Source organism: Thalassospira sp. MIT121401, assembly GCF_047125595.1.
Taxonomy (GTDB): domain Bacteria; phylum Pseudomonadota; class Alphaproteobacteria; order Rhodospirillales; family Thalassospiraceae; genus Thalassospira; species Thalassospira povalilytica.
In genome coordinates this window covers 3,841,984-3,860,845 of record NZ_CP138926.1, presented here as the reverse complement: position 1 = coordinate 3,860,845, position 18,862 = coordinate 3,841,984, and the positions used below count along the sequence as shown (strand labels likewise).

At 55.7% G+C, this 18,862-nt stretch carries 14 protein-coding genes; all 14 read right to left on the bottom strand.

The annotated features are described in order from the left end of the window. Window positions 1–4 precede the first annotated feature (4 nt). Entirely contained in the window at window positions 5–1,579 is a 1,575-nt protein-coding gene (locus SIB88_RS17835; protein ID WP_412558712.1) for a sigma-54-dependent transcriptional regulator, read from the bottom strand. An 88-nt stretch (window positions 1,580–1,667) separates the two neighbouring features. Continuing rightward, window positions 1,668–2,462 carry a motility protein A gene (locus tag SIB88_RS17830; protein WP_068518012.1) on the bottom strand — a complete coding sequence of 265 codons (795 nt, stop codon included), beginning with the start codon at window positions 2,460–2,462 and terminating at the stop codon, window positions 1,668–1,670. A 21-nt stretch (window positions 2,463–2,483) separates the two neighbouring features. Then, window positions 2,484–2,846: a flagellar motor switch protein FliN gene (gene fliN, locus SIB88_RS17825; RefSeq protein ID WP_044827611.1), complete on the bottom strand. Its 363-nt coding sequence runs from the start codon at window positions 2,844–2,846 to the stop codon at window positions 2,484–2,486. Next, window positions 2,839–4,413: a hypothetical protein gene (locus SIB88_RS17820; protein WP_412558711.1), complete on the bottom strand. Its 1,575-nt coding sequence runs from the start codon at window positions 4,411–4,413 to the stop codon at window positions 2,839–2,841. The genes fliN and SIB88_RS17820 overlap by 8 nt, the downstream gene beginning before the upstream one ends. 79 nt (window positions 4,414–4,492) lie before the next feature. Then, entirely contained in the window at window positions 4,493–6,094 is a 1,602-nt protein-coding gene (gene fliF, locus SIB88_RS17815; RefSeq protein WP_068518010.1) for a flagellar basal-body MS-ring/collar protein FliF, read from the bottom strand. Window positions 6,095–6,449: 355 nt separating this feature from the next. Beyond that, window positions 6,450–8,195: a flagellar hook protein FlgE gene (locus SIB88_RS17810; RefSeq protein ID WP_101248081.1), complete on the bottom strand. Its 1,746-nt coding sequence runs from the start codon at window positions 8,193–8,195 to the stop codon at window positions 6,450–6,452. A 50-nt stretch (window positions 8,196–8,245) separates the two neighbouring features. Then, window positions 8,246–9,010, bottom strand: coding sequence for a flagellar hook assembly protein FlgD (locus SIB88_RS17805; RefSeq protein WP_068518008.1), 765 nt, complete (start codon window positions 9,008–9,010; stop codon window positions 8,246–8,248). 21 nt (window positions 9,011–9,031) lie between these two features. Next, window positions 9,032–10,672, bottom strand: coding sequence for a flagellar hook-length control protein FliK (locus tag SIB88_RS17800; protein ID WP_412558710.1), 1,641 nt, complete (start codon window positions 10,670–10,672; stop codon window positions 9,032–9,034). Window positions 10,673–10,946: 274 nt separating this feature from the next. Then, window positions 10,947–11,462 carry a flagellar export chaperone FliS gene (gene fliS / locus SIB88_RS17795; protein WP_412558709.1) on the bottom strand — a complete coding sequence of 172 codons (516 nt, stop codon included), beginning with the start codon at window positions 11,460–11,462 and terminating at the stop codon, window positions 10,947–10,949. A gap of 57 nt (window positions 11,463–11,519) precedes the next feature. Further along, window positions 11,520–13,289 (bottom strand): flagellar filament capping protein FliD, encoded by a 1,770-nt coding sequence (fliD, locus tag SIB88_RS17790; RefSeq protein ID WP_114114002.1) that lies wholly within the window; start codon window positions 13,287–13,289, stop codon window positions 11,520–11,522. Window positions 13,290–13,390: 101 nt separating this feature from the next. Beyond that, window positions 13,391–13,756 carry a flagellar protein FlaG gene (locus SIB88_RS17785; protein ID WP_068518003.1) on the bottom strand — a complete coding sequence of 122 codons (366 nt, stop codon included), beginning with the start codon at window positions 13,754–13,756 and terminating at the stop codon, window positions 13,391–13,393. Window positions 13,757–13,853: 97 nt separating this feature from the next. Next, on the bottom strand, window positions 13,854–15,200 hold the full coding sequence (locus tag SIB88_RS17780; RefSeq protein WP_082817738.1) for a flagellin: 1,347 nt from the start codon (window positions 15,198–15,200) through the stop codon (window positions 13,854–13,856). 551 nt (window positions 15,201–15,751) lie between these two features. Then, window positions 15,752–17,095 (bottom strand): flagellin, encoded by a 1,344-nt coding sequence (locus SIB88_RS17775; protein ID WP_412558708.1) that lies wholly within the window; start codon window positions 17,093–17,095, stop codon window positions 15,752–15,754. Between the two features lie 415 nt (window positions 17,096–17,510). Further along, entirely contained in the window at window positions 17,511–18,854 is a 1,344-nt protein-coding gene (locus SIB88_RS17770; protein ID WP_206928012.1) for a flagellin, read from the bottom strand. Between the last annotated feature and the right edge of the window lie 8 nt (window positions 18,855–18,862).

Genomic DNA, 18,862 nt, shown 5'->3' with positions numbered 1-18,862 from the left:
ATCGTCAGTCCTGGCCATCACCCGGGGCGGGAACTGCCAGACCTTCGTCGGTATATTGGCGCAATTTGTTGCGCAATGTGCGGATCGAAATGCCCAGAATATTGGCCGCGTGCGTACGGTTGCCAAAGCAATGTTTCAGGGTATCAATGATCAGATCGCGTTCAACATCGGCAACGGTGCGCCCGACAAGGGCGGCGGTCATGGACCCGTCATTGCCATTGCCCGTGTCGGTGTCATTCGCATCGGACCCATTTTCATCGGGCGTGGTATGTGCCGGTTCGACCGGGGCCTGTGGCGTTGGTTGTGCTGGTGCCGGCGTGCCGGACTGATAGGCCGATGACGCCGCCCCATAGGCCGCATTCGCATTGGCATAGGCCGAACTTGCGCGTGCTGATGCCGGGGATGCCGGGGAAGCAGGGGCCGCCGGTGCGGGCGATTGCGCATCCGGGCTTGTCTGGGTGCGTGCGGGTTCGCTGCTGCCGGTGCCCGACAGCATGATGGCCTCGGGCCCGATTTCATCGGGACCGGCGATCAGAACGGCACGGTGCATGGTGTTTTCAAGTTCGCGCACATTGCCGCGCCAGTGATGGGACAACAGGCGCTGAATGGCCAGCGGGCTGATCGGTCGGATCGGCACATCATTGGCATCGGAGTATTTCTTGACGAAAAATTCGGCCAGAACCGGAATGTCGTCGGGGCGTTCGCGCAAGGACGGAATATCAAGATTGACGACATTCAGGCGGAAATACAAATCTTCGCGGAAGTTGCCGGCATTGACTTCGGCCTCAAGATTGCGGTTCGAGGTCGCAAGAATTCGGACATCAACCTTGACCGGGGTTTTGCCACCCAGCCGGTCGATTTCCTTTTCCTGGATCGCACGCAGAAGCTTGGCCTGAAGACGGACATCCATTTCGCTGATTTCATCAAGCAAAAGGGTCCCGCCATTGGCTTCTTCAAACTTGCCGATACGCCGAGCCTGTGCGCCGGTAAAGGCCCCTTTTTCATGACCGAACAATTCGGATTCAAGAAGGTTATCAGGGATGGCAGCACAGTTCACCGCGACAAACGGCTTGTCCGCGCGGTTGGACTTACGGTGCACATAGCGTGAAATGATTTCCTTACCCGTGCCGCTTTCCCCCGTAATCAGGATCGAGGCCGAACTGTTGGCAACCTGGGATGCCAGACGCAGCGTTTCGGCCATACGCGCATCGCGATGGATCAGCGCATGGCTTTCTTCGGTCACAGCTTCGAAGATGGCCGCAATCAGATCTGCTTCGGGCGGAAGGGGGATGAATTCCTGGGCACCGGCCTTGATCGCATTGACCGCACCATTGACGTCATTGCCAATGCCGCACGCAACCACCGGAACATTGATGCGTTCCTTGCTGATCGCATCGATCAGGGCAGCCACATCAAGGGCGATATCGGCCATGACCAGATCAATGCGGTTGCCTGCCCGCAGGATATTAAGCGCAGTCGTGACGCTTTCGGCCAACTGGACCGATGCGCCGCGCGCCATTGCGATCTTGCTGGCTGCGCCTATCTGTCCGCCCAGTCCACCAACGATCAGTACCTGCATAGTCTCATCTCTTTCCGATCATTTCCAGATGGCCCCGGCGACCTGCCCATATGGACGGTTTTCGGGGCCGGAATATTCACGTTTCAGATCAATCGAAATAGCTGACGCGTTTTGACGGCGGCAGGATCGAGTTGATCAGCATTTCCAGACGGCGCGGGTTTTCCTGACGGCCGATGGAAACAGCGCCGACCATATAGACCGAATTCAGAAGTTCTTCGTCGCTCGAGTTACGTTCAAGTTTACCGGCAAGCGGCATGAACACCATGTTGGCCAGAACCGCGCCATAGAAGGTGGTCAGAAGCGCAACCGCCATGGACGGACCGATTGACGACGGATCATCAAGGTTGCCAAGCATCTGCACCAGACCGATCAGCGTCCCGATCAGGCCCATGGCCGGGGCAACGTCACCGGCCTTTTTCATGATGTTCGCACCTTTCTGATGGCGGCCGATGGTGGCATTCATGTCTTTGCGCATGATCGCTTCGACTTCTTCGGCCGGCGTGCCGTCAACAACCAGCGACAGGCCTTTCCACAGATATTCTTCGCTTTGCAGACTGTCGAGATGCCCCTGAAGGGAAAGCACGCCACCTTTACGGGCGATTTCGGCCAGCTGCAGGATTTGCAGCGCCGCATCCGCAGGATTGCGCGACTTATGGAAAATCGTCCGCATCAGGATCTTGCCCGAGCCAAGAAACTCGCCCAGTGCAAAACTGACCGCGGTGATCGCAGCCGTACCGCCGATAACAATCAGCACAGAAGGGATATCGATAAAGGCACCCGGCGAGCCGCCGAAAATAATCGCGGCAATCACCAGCGCAAAACCGATGATCAGTCCCCCGACTGTCGCAATGTCAAACGACGTTTTAGTCCCCCCTTCGGCCATAGTCGCAGATCCTCTCTTACGTTAGCTTTTCTCAGATTTGATGATTTCCGTCATGGTCACACCAAGACGATCTTCCACAACCACCACTTCGCCACGTGCGACCAGACGGTTGTTCACATAGATATCAATAGCTTCACCAACTTTGCGGTCAAGCTCTACGACAGCACCACGACCAAGTTTCAGCAACTGACTGACCTGCATGGTTGCTTTTCCAAGGACGGCAGAAACCTGGACGGGAATGTCATAGACGGCTTCAAGGTCCTTGGATGTCTTCATTTGCTCGCTTCCGGCTTCGGCAGCGGCAAGAAGTTCGGTACCTTCGCCCTCCAACTCGATATGATCGTCGTCGAGTTCCGAGAGTTCGAGATCGTCATCATCAGCCATTTTCGTCTCCTGCGTCTTTGGTCGGTTGCTTCACAGCAGCCTGCTTCTCGGCGTCGGTCGGCGTCGCAGCCGGTTCTGTTGCAGCATTTCGAGGCGGTTGGTTCTGCCCCTGAGATGCCTGTGGCGCGGCCTGCGGTCCGGATTGCATGGCGGTCGTGTCCCCAGTGCCCTGCGGTCCGGTTGTGGGTTGCCCTTCGTTGTTTTTTGTCTCGCCCGCGGATCCTGATGCCGGTTGGGTACCAGGTGCGGATGCTTTTGCCTGATCTGCCGGGTTTTCCAGTGCGTTGTCAGGTTTCGGTATTGCATTATCTGTCGATGTTTGCACATTCCGCGCGTCGGTGCCATCGCCTTCTTTGGGCGCGGTGTTTTGGCCTGTTGCACTATTTTGTGCAGGACCGGCATTCACGGCTGCCATATCGGGTTTCGCATTGCCAGACGCCTGGGTCGGGGCGGGCTGCGCCGGGGTTTGTACCGGGGTTTGTGCTGGCGTGGCAGCCGGGCCGTTATGTGGTCCGGTTTGCTGTGCCGCCGGGCCCGGTTGGGGCGATGCGGGTGCGCTGTTTGATTGTGTTGCCTGTGCCGCAGGTGCGGTTGCCGCAGGCTGCGAAGGCTGGCTAGCCGGGGCGGGCGGAGTAGGCTGATCAGGCTGCGCTGTGGCAGGGGTGGGTTGTGCCGTGGGTGCTTGTTCCGGTGCGGCTGTTGCCGGGGTTTGCGCAGATGTTTGCGCAGGCGTTGGTGTCGCCGCTTGGTCTGGTGCGGACTGCGCGTTTTGGGATGCCGGTTTTTCCGGCGCGGGTGTGGCCTGAATTTCCGGGTCACCCATGTCGCTTTCGGGCAGGTCGTGTTCACTGGCATGCAGGGCCAGGGCATTTTCAATAATGCCATTGATTTCAGACCAGACGCGCGCACTGTCGCGCACAGCGGTTCCGTCGCCCCACGACACCATGCAATCACCAACCGCCACATCGGGTTCGCCAACAACGACGACCTTGCCGGAAAAGCCACGCGATTCCGCAATGCGATGGGCGACTTCGACCAACTGGGTTTCAAGCTCCGGATTGACCTTGATCATCACTTTCGGGGCGTCAAACAGATTGGCCAGACATTGGCGAATGATGTCTTCGATTTCGACAAGCTGATATTGCTTTGACCAGGCCGGAGCCAGTTTGCGAATGACACCAAGCGCAACGTGAATGGCGTCTTCGTTGATTTTGGCATTGGCGCGTTTTTGCTGTTCGTCGATCTGGCCCAGCTTCTCGGCAATTACGGATTCAACATCGCCGATGGCCTTTTCGACAGATGCCATGACTTCCTGATAGCCTTGTTCAAGCCCTTTGGCGTGACCTTCGGCATAGCCTTGCTCGTGGCCTTTCTGTTCGGCCTCGGCAACCATCTGGGCGGCTTGTTCTTCGGTATAGACGGCCGGGGGCGGCGGTGGCGTGTCGTCTTTTTTCTTTTTCTTCTTTTTGCCCAGCTCGTAATGCTCATCATCATCGCCGGCAGAACGGATCACGTTGTCTGCGTCGTCGAAGCTTAGGGCAAAAGTGAACTTTTCAATGGCCGTCATATCGAACTGTTAAACCGCCTTGAGCGACAAAAGGAAGGCAGCCAAAGGGCTGCCAGTGAGCCGTCGACTGATCGGAACATCAATTTTCCTGATACAGCCAGTTGCGAATGATCGAAAGAGCTTCTTCCGGATGCTTTTCCACGATCTCGCCGATTTTCTTGACCGAGGATGCCTTAACGCGGCCTTCGACCTGCGACAGGTTGATCAGTTCCTCGCCGTCATCCATGCCCGGGGCCATCGGAACCGGTGCCGGTCCTTCAAGGGCCGGTGTGCCTTCGGCGGTCATGTCATCTGCCAGAAGCTGACGCTGGGCCATGTCCGCTGCACTTGGCAGGGTTTCAAACGCACGGGTCAGAAGCGGGCGAACCACCAGCAGGATGACCAGGATGGCGACAATGGCCAGAACCAGCATTTCAGCAATGCGGAAGATCTCGGCTTTGTCCAGACCAAGGAAGGTCTCGATTTCTTCATCCGGGAACAGATCACCGGCATCGGCGAACTGCATGTTGATGACTTCGACCTGGTCGCTGCGCTGCGGGTCATAGCCGATGGCGCTGCGCACAAGGGCCGCGATCTTTTCGAGATCCTCGGGGGAGCGTTCCTGATACTGACGTTCGCCATTCTCGTCGGTGGTATAGGTCCCGTCGACAAGGACTGCGACAGTAACGCGTGAAATTTCGCCGATTTCCTTGACCTGGGTCGTCGTGGTTTTGGAAATTTCGTAATTTACGGTTTCCTCTGACCGGCTTTCCTGACTTTGGGCGCCGGCACCGTTGGCCCCGCCAAGGTTGGGATCGGGCAGGTTGTTTTGCAGGGTAACCGGATCGGTGCCTTCGGTCTCGGAATTGGTCGAGTTTTCTTCGATCGTCTGGCTTGAACGGATCACACGTTCATCCGGGTTGAACCGTTCATCGGCAGTGGTGACCTTGTTGAAGTCCATTTCAACGGAAACTTCGGCACGCACTTCGCCATATCCAAGCGACCGTGACAGCAGATCTTCGATCGTGTTGCGCAGGCGGCTTTCGGTGCGGATGCGCATTTCATCGGCCGTCTGGGTCAGGAAGGTCGATGATTGCTGTTCGCCATCGCCGCGCGCCAGAAGGCGACCACGTTCGTCAATGATCGAAACCTTGCTTGGCTGCAACTGCGGAACGGCGGCCGCGACCAGATGCTGGATGGCGACAACCTGTTCGGGTTTGAGTTCACCACCGGACATCTTGACTGCGATCGATGCACTGGCTTCCTGGGTTTCGCGCGAGAACATCTGACGTTTTGGCAGAACAAGATGCACACGCGCCTGCTGGATTGACTGGATCGATGCGATGGTGCGGGCCAGTTCGCCTTCCAGGGCACGAACATGGTTGATGTTCTGCTCAAAGCTGGTGGCGCCAAAACCGTCGGAATTGTCAAAAACTTCATAGCCGACAGAACCGCCGGCGGGCAGGCCGCTTTCGGCCATGCTCAGGCGCATGCGGTTGACCTGATCGGCGGGAACCAGAATTTCCGTGCCGCCATTCAGAAGCTGATACTGGACTTGCTGATCTTCGAGACGGTTAACGATCTGGCTGGCATCAGCCGGCGACAGATCGCGATAAAGCAGTTCCATATTCGGCGCGGATACACGCAAAATCAGGAAGGCAAAGAATACAAGCAGCAACACACCCACGCCGCTGATGGCCATCAGACGTGTAGGTCCAAGACTCTTGAGTGTTTGCAACAAGCCGCCCACGTTCGACTGCTCCGAAACCAAATTTAACCACTGTCCCCGATGCGGGTCGGTCCATACGGAATTCGACCAGCATCAACAACGAATAGTTCTCCATGCTGAAGAACAGGTTAACAACCGGCAATTTTTGCCCAGTTGCGTGATTCAAATTCACCAGTGATTTGAATCATTTGTATCTTTGTTGACCGGTTTGGCCTGCGTTTAATGTAGTGAGTCATTGTGCCAAAAAGAAGCCCGGCACAAGTGCCGGGCGAGTCCCTGTAAAAGCAGAACATCGCAGGGCGGGCTAACGCCCTGCAACAGATATCAATTACCGTTTGATCCGGATCAGCTCGTCGAGCATTTCATCGGTCGTGGTAATCGTCTTGGTGTTCGCCGAGAAGGCACGCTGGGTCACGATCATGTTGGTGAATTCTTCACCGAGATCGACGTTCGACCCTTCAAGGGCGGATGCCACAACGTTACCCGCACCGTTCAGGCCCGGTTCACGCAGCAGATAGTCACCCGATTCACGTGTCTGGCGATAAACGTTACCAGTGTGGTTTTCCATTTCATCGGGCGCCTCGAAGGTGGCGATTGCCAGCTTGTAGACCGGGCGTTTCACACCGTTGGCGAATTCGACTTGCAGGAAGCCTTCTTCGGTCAGGGCGTAGTTCACCATGGTCCCGGCCTGTGCGCCGTTCTGGTTGATGAAGTGGGTGGTGTAATTGACAAGGTTACCGTTTGCATCGGCACCGGCAGCGAACTGCGTGATACCGTTACCAAGGCCGATGGTCCCGAAATCAAGGCTGAAGGTACTGTCATCGGCACCATTGGTCCATTCCGCAGAAATATCGGCATCGTCAAGGTCACCGGTCGTGCCGACAGTTACACCGCCGATGGTTGCTGCAACACCGGTAAAGGTCTGAAGGTTGCCCGACCCGTCAAAGGTGATGATACCGGCCTGAATAAGACCGTTCGGGTGATCTGTCGCGTCGAGTTCACCAGCTGTGGTGTTGCCGGTCAGCTCAAAGCCCCAGCGGTTCTGACCAAGTTTCACGACCTGAAGGTTGACCGTATGGGCCGAACCCAGCGAGTCATAAATCGTGACAGGCATGGTGTTGTCTTCGGCAACAGTGCCGGTTGCAAGGTTACCAGCAACATAGGTCGGTGCCAGGGTGCCCGGCACACCCGGAACCGTGATGCCGGTTGCACTGAACGGCGTGCCGGTCACGTTGGCAAAGGTCACGCCCTGATCGGCAAAGGCCGCCGTCAGGGTCAGGGTATCGTTGGTGCCGGTTGTGGTGGTTGTCGCATTGATCCCGGTCACGGCACTGATGGCAGCGGCCAGATCTTCAAGCGTGTCACCGGTACTGATCGTGATGTTGGTTGTCGTACCGTTATGGGTGATGCTGAACTGGTCACCGTTGTTGATACCGGCAAGGGTGGTCAGGTCGGTGGTGTCATAGTCGATACCGGTCGTGGTCGAGGTGGCGGTGCCACCTGTCACAGCGGTTTCGTCAGCGTTAAGGTTCGCACCAAACTCGATCGACGTCGTCGAAGCCGCAGCCGTCAGGATCGAGTTGATGTCGAGAACCTGAAGATCCGTAACAGCCGAGCTGTTTGATGTCGTGGTGTTACCATTTGCATCAAGAAGCGTACCTTCACGGTCGGTTGCCCAACCCTGAACATAGTAGCCCGCCGTATTGCGCAGATAGCCGTCATCATCAGGCTTGAAGTCACCGGCGCGGGTAAAGAACAGTTCGTCATTCGTGCCCGGGTTCGCATTATCGCGGACGATAAAGAAACCGTCGCCGGAAATTGCGGCCGCCGTGGTCGATGACGTTGCCTGAAGCAAGCCCTGCTTGCTGATCAGGGCAGTCGGGTGGAACAAGACACCGCCCGGGGTGTAACGGGTGTTGGTGGCGGATTCAGTCACCAGGGTCGAAAAACGACCAACCGTACCCTTGTACCCGATGGTATTAAGGTTCGAGATGTTGTCCGAAATGACGCCCAGGTTCTGTGACTGCGCGTTCAGGCCGGATACACCGGAAATCATTGCACCAAAAAGGCTCATTTTTCTTCTCCTGCACTTACAGGGTGTTGATCAAAATCGGAAGAAAGCCCTCAGGCTGCTTCGTCCTGTTCGTCACTTCCGGTATCATTGCCGCCAGTGTTCGTATCTGTAGAGCTCGCACCCAGCTTGACGTTGGTAAGGGTGGAGAACGGTACAGAGACGTCACCAATGCGGAGATAGATGTCGCTATCGTCGATATCGACACTATCGACAGACCCGATGATGCCAATGGCAACAGATGCAGGTTTGCCTTTGTCAGTCTGGAATGTGTCGCCGTTTGCGGCCATCGGCTTGAGAACCAGGGTATAAGCCCCGGCTGCCTGTTCGACGCCGCTATTGTTTTTGCCGTCCCAGGTAAAGGACTGCAGGCCGGACACGTCGGTAAGTTCTTCGGAATAGATGGTTTTGCCGCTCTGATCCTGAATCTGCAGTTGCAGACGCGGAACTTCGGGCGAAACGTTGTATTTGTATTTCAGCTCGCCGCCTTCTTCGAGCCAGTTGGTATCACCAACGGCTTCGATTTCGGCCCCGACATAGGACAGGGCAGAAAGCTGACGCTGCTGACTTTGCATCGCAATCAGGTCTTCGAGGTTCTTGTTGCTCTGGATACCCTGTTCAACCTGGGCGAACTGGCTCAGCTGGTCGGTGAATTTATCACTTTCCATCGGCGAGGTCGGGTCCTGGTTCTTGAGCTGGGTGGTCAGAAGCGTCAGAAACGTATCAAAGTTCTGCGCAAGCTGGCTTGCCGAGCTGCTGGACGCGGCGTTGGTATCGCTTTGGGACAGACCAACGTTGGTTAGGGATGAAATGGCCATGGGAAGTTCCCTCTACCTTTCCTAGATCCGAATATCGACAAGGCCGTTGGGATTGATCCCATAGCCAATGCCAACATGTTCGGCGAGTTCGGCTCCGCTCAGGATGTCGCCATCGCCCGGGCTGCTGCCCTGGTTGGCGGTCATCCGAGATTGGCTCTGGCCTTCCTGACCCCGGCCACCTTGATCTCTGTGTTCAAAGGTGAAGCTCTGACTGTCTGCATTCAGGCCGGCATCCTTAAGAGCCTGCTGCAATGCACGGGAATCCTGGCGCAACATGTCCAGTGTTTCGCGTGTATCTGCCTGAATGACACCCTGGATACGGCCATCGTGGCCGATCTCCATTTTCACATCCACCCGCCCGAGATGTTCAGGGCGAAGCTGGACCGAAATTTTATCAACACCGTCACTGGCGGCGTTTTTGATCGACACGGCAACCTGCTGCTGGACCTGCTGGGCGGGGGCCTGACGCGCGGTCTGTGCGGTTTGGCCACCGGTATTGGTCTGATGCAGGCTGTTGGTGCTGTTGAGCTGTCCCGGCGCGGTCTGGGCGGTTGCTTCGCTTGCGCCGGCTGCTGTTACCGTGCCATTTGCAGCGGCATTCGCCTGTGCCTGCGGGCTGCCAGCTGCATTTTGCATGTTCTGGGCACCGGCTGCTGCGGCCATGGCTTGCTGTGCTGCCTGTGCAGTTTGTGCCGGGTTGGTTGCGGTTGACTGTGCACCATTGGCGTTTGCCGACTGGCCATTGACCGTTGCGTTGGTGATGCCTGTTGCGTCGGTTTTGGCTTTGCCATCGGCGCTCATTGCATCAACAATGCGCGACAGGAATTTATCAGACGAGACATCATCACCGGCGGTCGTATCCACGCCATTCATCGCCATTTTTGCCGATGAAGCGGCGGCCGGCTGCGAGAGTGCTGTTGAACTCATCAGACCGTCGGTCGTGCCATCGCTGGCAGCGGCATTGGCGGCCATTCCCGGATTGACCTGACCGTTTGCCGGTGTGCCGTTCTGGCCGTTGGTGCCGGCATTTGCATTAATTGATTGCGATGCGGCGGCCTGTGCTTTGGCCAGATCAATCGCCTGCTGGGATCCCGGAAGCGGGACGGTCTGGGCGGGCTGATTGGGATCGGTTACGGCAAGCTCGACCTGGGTGTCGTCACCTTCGGCAGTTTCTTTATCGCCAGCGGCAGATTTTCCATCTTCCGACGGTGCGCCATCATCATCAGAGGCCGCGACATTTTCGTCAGAAGGCTGATCGCTATCAGCGCTTTGGGTTTGATCCTCAGCGCGGTCGGCATCGCGGCTGCCGGTATCGACATCGCGATTGTCATCGGCCTTGCGATCATCGGTTTTGCCATGATCGTCGCGGTCATTGCGCTCTGCGCGCATCGGTTCATCATCGCGTTTGTCATCGGAACGTGATGCACTTTTGGCATCGTCATTTTCAATGCTGCGATCGGCATGCCTGTCTGCGCGGCTATCGTCCCAGGTGCTCTGGGCAGATTTTGCCGTGTCATATTTGATCTGGCTTTTGCGCTCCGACCAGTTTTCCGTGATCGATGCCATGACATCGCCAAAGCCCGAACCCGCACTTTCACTGGCGGTTGAGCCCGGAATGGAGATGGTTGGCATGGTGCTGTTTGTAATCGCAGAGCTGTTCATGACCTTGGTCCTTTTGGAAACAGTGTCAGAACATGTGCAAGCGCCGGGCCAGTTTCGGGCGTTAACAAATTGTATAGAATTTCAGCGCCTTAGCGGGCTGTTGCCGACAGGGGAAATTTTTGCCCGACCTGTCTATCCCCCGGGACCGGGCAAAAATGATCCTGTTTCGGGAAGGCCGCAACGAATGGCTTGGCTCAGACATGCAAAAGGCCCCGACAAATATGTCGGGGCCTTTATGCGGGTCAGATGACCAAATTCGGTTCCGCTTTGCGGATCAGGCAGAAATTGACAGGCCCGATTTTGCCGGTGCCGGGGCTTCTTCGGTGCTCGATGCCGTATCCGGTGCTTCGATCTGTTCGGATGCGGCGGGTGCCGGGCGGTCTTGCTGGGCAATCATGATGGCCTGACGCAGTTCGCCTTCGCTTTTTTCAGCCAAGGCAGCCCAGGAATCACGAAGCGGTGTCAGAAGACGGGCGACTTCATCGGCAGGTGCCGGGTCATTCTTGCGATCAACATCCATCAAGCGGATCAGGCAATGCGCATAAAGGCGCTCCAGATTGGCGGCGATTTCGCCACCCTGTTCCATATCCAGCGTATTTGAAAGATGGGCAATCAGTTCCTGTGCGCTGCAATTGGCGTTGCAGCGCCCCTGAATGTCGTTGCGCTCAATCGCGTTCTTTGCCTCTTGCAAGCGCGACAGGGTCTTTTCGAACAGCATATACACCATCTTGGCGGGTGAAGCTGTATTGACCTGCTGGTGCTTGTACGTTTGGGCGGCGTGTTCATTCATGCGACACTCCTTGGTATGCGACGCGTCTCTTTAGTGTGCATGTATGGCATGGAAAAGTTAACTACTATCTTTACCTGCAGCCATCAATTCGTCGAGAGAGCTCTGAATGTTCTTCATCCGTGCGAGGGCAGATTCCATCGCAATGAACTGATCCATCAGGACTTCTCGCTGTCGGGAGAGGCGGTCGTCGATCCGCTCAACTTTTTCGTCATAGGACGTGTTTTGCGTTTCGAGATCCGAAATTGCCTGGGTCAATGTGCCGTTTTCATCATCCAGGATTGAGTCGAGTTCAAAATAGAACTGCGCACCAATACCAACAGATGTGGTCACAGTAGCCGTGTCGTTTGCCAGACCATCGCCACCATAAATCAGGCGAAGACCATCGGCTGTACGAATGCTGTTCCCGGTCACAACGGCGTTTTTGCCCGTCGTGGTCACGCCATCAACCGTGATGTCATAGGTCACACTGGTGATGGCGCCGCCGGACGCATTGATGTTGAAATCATAGGTCGCGGCATTGGTTTTGTTGCTAAAGCCGGTCATGGTGACGTCGGAATTGTTCGATTTCCCGCGGAACAGGAACAGTTCCATCACCTCATCGGGCTCATTGAGCAGGGCCGCATTCAGAGCTGCTTCATCGACTTCGATGGTTTTGCTGACAAGCGGGTCCTCGTTCGAGCCATAGGCCACGAAATCCAGACCGATTTCAGCCAGTACCGAATAGTCATCCTTGCCCGCACGGTCGGTTACACCATTGGCAAAGGAGCCGGCAATCTGCTGAAGTGCGGACTCAATGCTTTTGACAGACGTATTGCCAAGCAGAATCGCGTCTTCGGATGCTTCGCCGGTGGTCGGATCGACAAAGGTCTTTTCGTTGATAAAGGTCTGAACCGCGTTATAGGCATCGACGAAGTCAAGGATTGCCGTTTTCGCCTGGTTCAGGTCCTGTTCGATCTCGATCGTGATTTCGGTGCCCGGTTCGGCATCATAAAGGCTGATGGTCAGGCCATCGATCAGATCGGAAAATTCGTTGGTGCCACGGGTAACGGTAATGCCGTCAAGGGTGATGGAGGCATCATTGCCATCATCAATCACATTGGCTGCGTTGATCGTGGTCGGATCGGTCAGAACACCCAGACTTTGCAGGACGTTACCGGTATCGTCACTAAAGGACATCCGGTTATCAACGCCTTCTTCGGTCGAGGTGAAGATGATCGTGCTTTCGGTCGCTGAAACCTTGATAACAGACGCTTGAACGCCGGTGGTGTCCTTGACGTTGTTGATCTTGTCGCGAATATCCTGAAGCGTATCGCCAGCCGAAACCGTGATCGACGAACTGCCCACACCACCGGTAACGGTGAAGCTGCCGGTGCCGGTAAGACCGGTGACGTCTGCGCTTGCCGCGACGGCCTGGGTATCACTGGACAGTTTGTGCTTGCTTGCGACATCGACGATTTCGAACTTATAGCTTCCGGTCGCCGCTGCATTGGTCGCGGTAACCCCCATCAGGGAGCCGGCGTCGCTGCCGTTCGAGGCGGCGAAAATCTGTTTTGCTTCGAAGATGTTCTTCGATTTGTCGAAACTGGTCGCACCATAAAGGTTCGCCATGGAATCCTTGAGCGTACCAACAAGGGTTTGCAGCTCTTTCAGGGCGGCAATTTTTTCGTCGTTTGCTTCGATGCGTTTTTCAAGATTGTCCGCAGGAATACGACGGGCAGCAATCATCTGGTCGACGGTGTCGACGAAATCGATGTTGGATGAGCCGCCAGACAACTGGACGCGGCCGTTATCGCCAACATAGATGTTATTTAAATTCAAGCTGCTCATTGGTTTAGCTCCTTGGGCGCGCCCGGTCGATTTTGCCTATGTGCGGACGTATCTGTCCGAAATGTTTGCAAAAACCGTGCCTGATGTGCCCGCTGGTCCCGTTAAATTTCTTCGTCCACGAAGCTGCCAAGATATTCGCGCATCTGGGAAAACAGTTGCTGCAACTCTTTGGACGGGATTTCACGCAGGACATCGCCGCTTACGCGATCGGTAACCTTTGCGACAACACGACCGGTGTCCTGGTTAAAGTTCAGCTCGACACGTGCCGATCCGTCAGCGACATCAGGCAGATCAAGACTTGCCAGTGCGTCCTGCAATTCCTTGGGAACAGCAGACTGCTTTTCTGCCGACTTCGCAGCAGTGCTTGCCGCGGTCGTGTCGATTTTCGGGGCAGGTGCAGGCGACGCAGCAGCGTAACTGCTGCCCGCTGAACCCGGTGAACTATAACTGTTGTTTACAACTTCCATTTTCCTAAGCTCCTAAGCCGCCATCCTGTGACAGCAGGATGTCTTGTTGAATTACAAAGGCAATCCAACATGGACGTGCCCAAGTGAGACAGCGTGCTTACTGCAACAGACGCAGCAAATTCTGCGGCATCTGGTTTGCCTGCGCAAGCATTGCTACACCGGACTGAACAAGGATCTGCTTGGAGGTGAAGGCGGTCATCTCGGCCGCAACATCAAGGTCAAGCAGGGTCGAACGGGCGGATTCAGTGTTTTCCTGCGTGGTTGCAAGGTTCTGTCCCGCAAAGTCCAGACGGTTCTGGGATGTACCCACGGCTGCACGTGCGCGCTGCAGATCGTCAATCGCGCGGGTGACAACTTCAACCGAAGACTGCGCATTGGCCGCGGTGCTGATCGCGGTCGCGCCAAGGTCCTGCAACGATGTCTGGGTTCCCAGCGCACCGGCACCCAGCGTATCGGAATCAACCGCGTTCAGGGTGATCGAAAGACGGTCATTTGCGGTGTTGCCACCACCGACCTGGAATTCGATGGAACTCTGAAGCTGCTGACCGTTATCGGCTGCCATGGATACGATGTTGCCGGTTGCAGAGTTGATGCCGCTCGCGCCAAATGTTGTATCGGTGCCAAAGTCGGATGCGCCGGTATTGTCAGCGCGAATAGCAGCAACAGACGTCGAGAAGTTGGTGTTGACTGTGAAAGTCAGACCCAGCTCGTCAAAATTAAGCGTCGCATTTCCGCCGGCGGCAATTGCAGTCGTGCCACCGGTTCTGAAGTCCGTGATATCAATTGATTGCGTGCGATCAGCGGCGCCATCAATAAGGCTGGTGACGGTCATAATGACCTGGTCGCCTACGCCGTAATTTATATTCACTTCAAAACTGTTGTCAGTGACTGTGTTGGTATTGGCATCAGTCGCCCAGTAATTGTTGTCGGTGATGGCAAAATTGTCAAAACCGTTCACGGGGACGAGGGCCTGACCTTGCTGGCCGGCTGCCAGATCACCGAACTCAAACGCCACATCGCCACCGTCCCCCAGCAGCTGGATGCCGTTGAAGTTGGTCGATGATGCGATACGGTCGATTTCTTCACGCAACTGAACAAATTCATCGTTCAGGAAGCCGCGCTCGGTGTCGGAAAGGTTGCCAGAGGATGCCTGAACAGCCAGCGTTTTCATACGCACAAGGATGTTATCGATGGTTGCCATGCCGCCATCGGCGATCTGGAGCATCGAGTTGGCCTGGCCAACGTTAACAGAAGCGGTTTTAAGGGCCTCGGTCGTCGCATTCAAGCGGGCGCCAATGGCCATGGAAGCTGCGTCATCGCGCGCGGAAACCACACGCGTACCGGACGACAATTTCGACAGCGAACGGGTCGCCATCGTGTCAGAAGCCGAAAGGTTACGGTGTGCTACGTTCGCAGCATAGTTCGAAATAATATTAAGAGCCATGACGCATCTCCTACTTGGACAGCTCTGAACAACATCTTGCTGTTCGTATCCGGCACATTTGCCAGAACTGCTTTTGCTGTCCTACATGGCAACAAAAGCGAAACTACAGGTAAGATGAAATATACTTTTAGGTTAGTTGCCTGTCCAGTGAAAAATTAATCTGTAGTTAATCATAAAAAACAAAAGGTTAGTGGGCGGAAAAATATTGACCGATTGGCAAAGTCGCAGATTGCAAGGCGAATCCGAGCTGGATTTACTCGGGTGCTGTATGCTGCAATGCAGGAGACGTCATTCGTATAGGTATGCTTGTGGCTGTTCTGGTTGTGGGTACTGTGTCGTGCGGTTGCAGTCGGTTTACAATTTCGAGGCAAGCAGCAGGGCAGTTTCGTATTCGGTGATGGTGTGACGTCAACGGGGCGCGAGGGGCGAGGAGCTGTAGTCGTTCCCTGCGGAGCTCATGCGCGCCAAGGCCAGAAGGTGGTGTTGGTCACCACGAAATAAAAAAAGGCGGCCAACAGGCCGCCTTTTCGTGAATTTTCAGGTCGCCAGGATTACTGGAGCAGACGCAGCAGGTTCTGCGGCATCTGGTTTGCCTGTGCGAGCATGGCCACACCGGACTGAACCAGGATCTGCTTGGAGGTGAAAGCGGTCATTTCCGCAGCCACGTCAAGGTCAAGCAGGGTGGAACGTGCCGATTCAGTGTTTTCCTGCGTGGAAGCAAGGTTCTGACCAGCAAAGTCCAGACGGTTCTGCGAGGTACCAACCGCAGCACGTGCGCGCTGCAAGTCGTCAATCGCACGGGTAACAACTTCAACAGTGTTCTGAGCAGCAGCAGCAGTTGCAATGTCAACAGTTGCGGCATTCAGAGCTGTTTCAGTGCCACCAACGCCGGTTCCAAGAGATCCGGAGTCAACAGATGTCAGACTGATCGACAGGCGGTCGTTTGCGGTGTTACCGCCACCAACCTGGAACTCGATGCTGTTTGCCAGCTGCTGACCGTTGTCGGCTGCCATGGTGACGACGTTACCGGCGGCAGAGTCAAGGCCCGAGCCATTGAAGTCCGTGTCGGTGCCGAAGTCGGATGCGCCAGTGTTATCAGCGCGGATTGCAGCGACCGAAGCCGAGAAGTTGGTGTTAACCGTGAAGCTCAGACCAAGTTCGTCAAAGTTCAGGGTTGCGCTTTCGCCTGCGCCAACTGCTGTGGTGCCGGCCGTCCGGAAGTCGGTCACGTCGATCGACTGGGAGCGGTCAGCGGCGCCATCAATGGTGCTGGTGACGGTCATGATGACCTGGTCGCCGGCGCCGTAATTGATGTTCACAGTGAAGCTGTTATCGGTCACGCCGCCTGCGTTGGCGTCCGTTGCCCAGTAGTTGTTGTCGGTGATGGCAAAGTTGTCAAAGCCGTTCACCGGAACAAGGGCTTCACCGCCTTGACCGGCAGCAAGGTCGCCGAACTCGATAGCAACATCGCCACCATTACCCAACAGCTGAATGCCGTTGAAGTTGGTGGAAGATGCGATACGGTCGATCTCGTCACGCAGTTCGGTGAATTCGTCGTTCAGGAAGCCGCGTTCGGTATCGGACAGGTTGCCCGAAGAAGACTGAACAGCCAGCGTCTTCATACGAACCAGGATGTCATCGATGGTTGCCATGCCGCCATCGGCGATCTGGAGCATCGAGTTGGCCTGACCAACGTTAACCGTTGCCGTTTTGAGTGCCTGGGTGGTTGCGTTCAGACGTGCGCCGATGGCCATGGAGGCGGCATCGTCACGTGCGGAAACAACACGGGTACCAGAAGACAGTTTCGACAGCGAACGGGTCGCCATCTCGTCAGATGCGGTGAGGTTACGGTGCGCAACGTTGGCAGCGTAGTTCGAAATGATATTGAGAGCCATTTTTCATCTTCCTACTTGGAATGAGTGCTGAAACGACATGTAACAGCAGAATGGAACCCTGAAGTTCTTCTTGAACAACATTTATGGGAACCGTGTCAGATATTGATAATCGAATTTCTTTTGTCGTCTACAAAAAAATCAAACGACAGCTGATAATGATGTTAAATAATTGAAAATAAATAAATAAATTTTGAAGAACGAGGTCGCGTAAATCGAGTTTCTCTGCTCGTAGGGCGGGATCAAGCCGAATCGAAGACACTCGAACCTATAGTTTTTCAACGGCCATTTCTTTGCCTGGCGTAGAATGGTCGGGATGCCCTGTGACGGCGACCGTGTGGAATGAGTGGCCTTCGATAGGTGGTAAAGAAAAGGCGGCCAACAGGCCGCCTTTTCGTGAATTTTCAAGTCGCCAGGATTACTGGAGCAGACGCAGCAGGTTCTGCGGCATCTGGTTTGCCTGTGCGAGCATGGCCACACCGGACTGAACCAGGATCTGCTTGGAGGTGAAAGCGGTCATTTCCGCAGCCACGTCAAGGTCAAGCAGGGTGGAACGTGCTGATTCAGTGTTTTCCTGCGTGGAAGCAAGGTTCTGACCAGCAAAGTCCAAGCGGTTCTGCGAGGTACCAACTGCAGCACGTGCGCGCTGCAAGTCGTCAATCGCACGGGTAACAACTTCAACGGTGTTCTGGGCAGCAGCAGCAGTTGCAATGTCAACAGTTGCGTCATTCAGGGCTGTTTCAGTGCCACCAACGCCGGTTCCAAGGGATCCGGAGTCAACAGATGTCAGACTGATCGACAGGCGGTCGTTTGCGGTGTTACCGCCACCAACCTGGAACTCGATGCTGTTTGCCAACTGCTGACCGTTGTCAGCTGCCATGGTGACGACGTTACCGGCAGCAGAGTCAAGGCCCGAGCCATTGAAGTCGGTGTCGGTGCCGAAGTCGGATGCGCCGGTGTTATCTGCGCGGACGGTCGCAACCGAAGCCGAGAAGTTGGTGTTAACCGTGAAGCTCAGACCAAGTTCGTCAAAGTTCAGGGTTGCGCTTTCACCTGCTCCAATCGCCGTGGTGCCACCCGTCCGGAAGTCGGTCACGTCGATCGACTGGGTACGGTCAGCTGCGCCATCAATGGTGCTGGTGACGGTCATGATGACCTGGTCGCCGGCGCCGTAATTGATATTAACCTCGAAGCTGTTATCGGTCACGCCGCCTGCGTTGGCGTCCGTTGCCCAGTAGTTGTTGTCGGTGATGGCAAAGTTGTCAAAGCCGTTCACCGGAACAAGCGCTTCACCGCCCTGACCGGCAGCAAGGTCGCCGAACTCGATAGCGACATCGCCACCGTCACCCAGCAGCTGAATGCCGTTGAAGTTGGTGGAAGATGCGATACGGTCGATCTCGTCACGCAGTTCGGTGAATTCGTCGTTCAGGAAGCCGCGTTCGGTATCGGACAGGTTGCCCGAAGAAGACTGAACAGCCAGCGTCTTCATGCGAACCAGGATGTCATCGATGGTTGCCATGCCGCCGTCAGCGATCTGCAGCATCGAGTTGGCCTGACCAACGTTAACCGTTGCCGTTTTAAGCGCCTGGGTGGTTGCGTTCAGACGAGCGCCGATGGCCATGGAAGCGGCATCGTCACGTGCGGAAACAACGCGGGTACCAGAAGACAGTTTGGACAGCGAACGGGTCGCCATCTCGTCAGATGCGGAAAGGTTACGGTGCGCAACGTTTGCAGCGTAGTTCGAAATGATATTAAGAGCCATTTTATCTC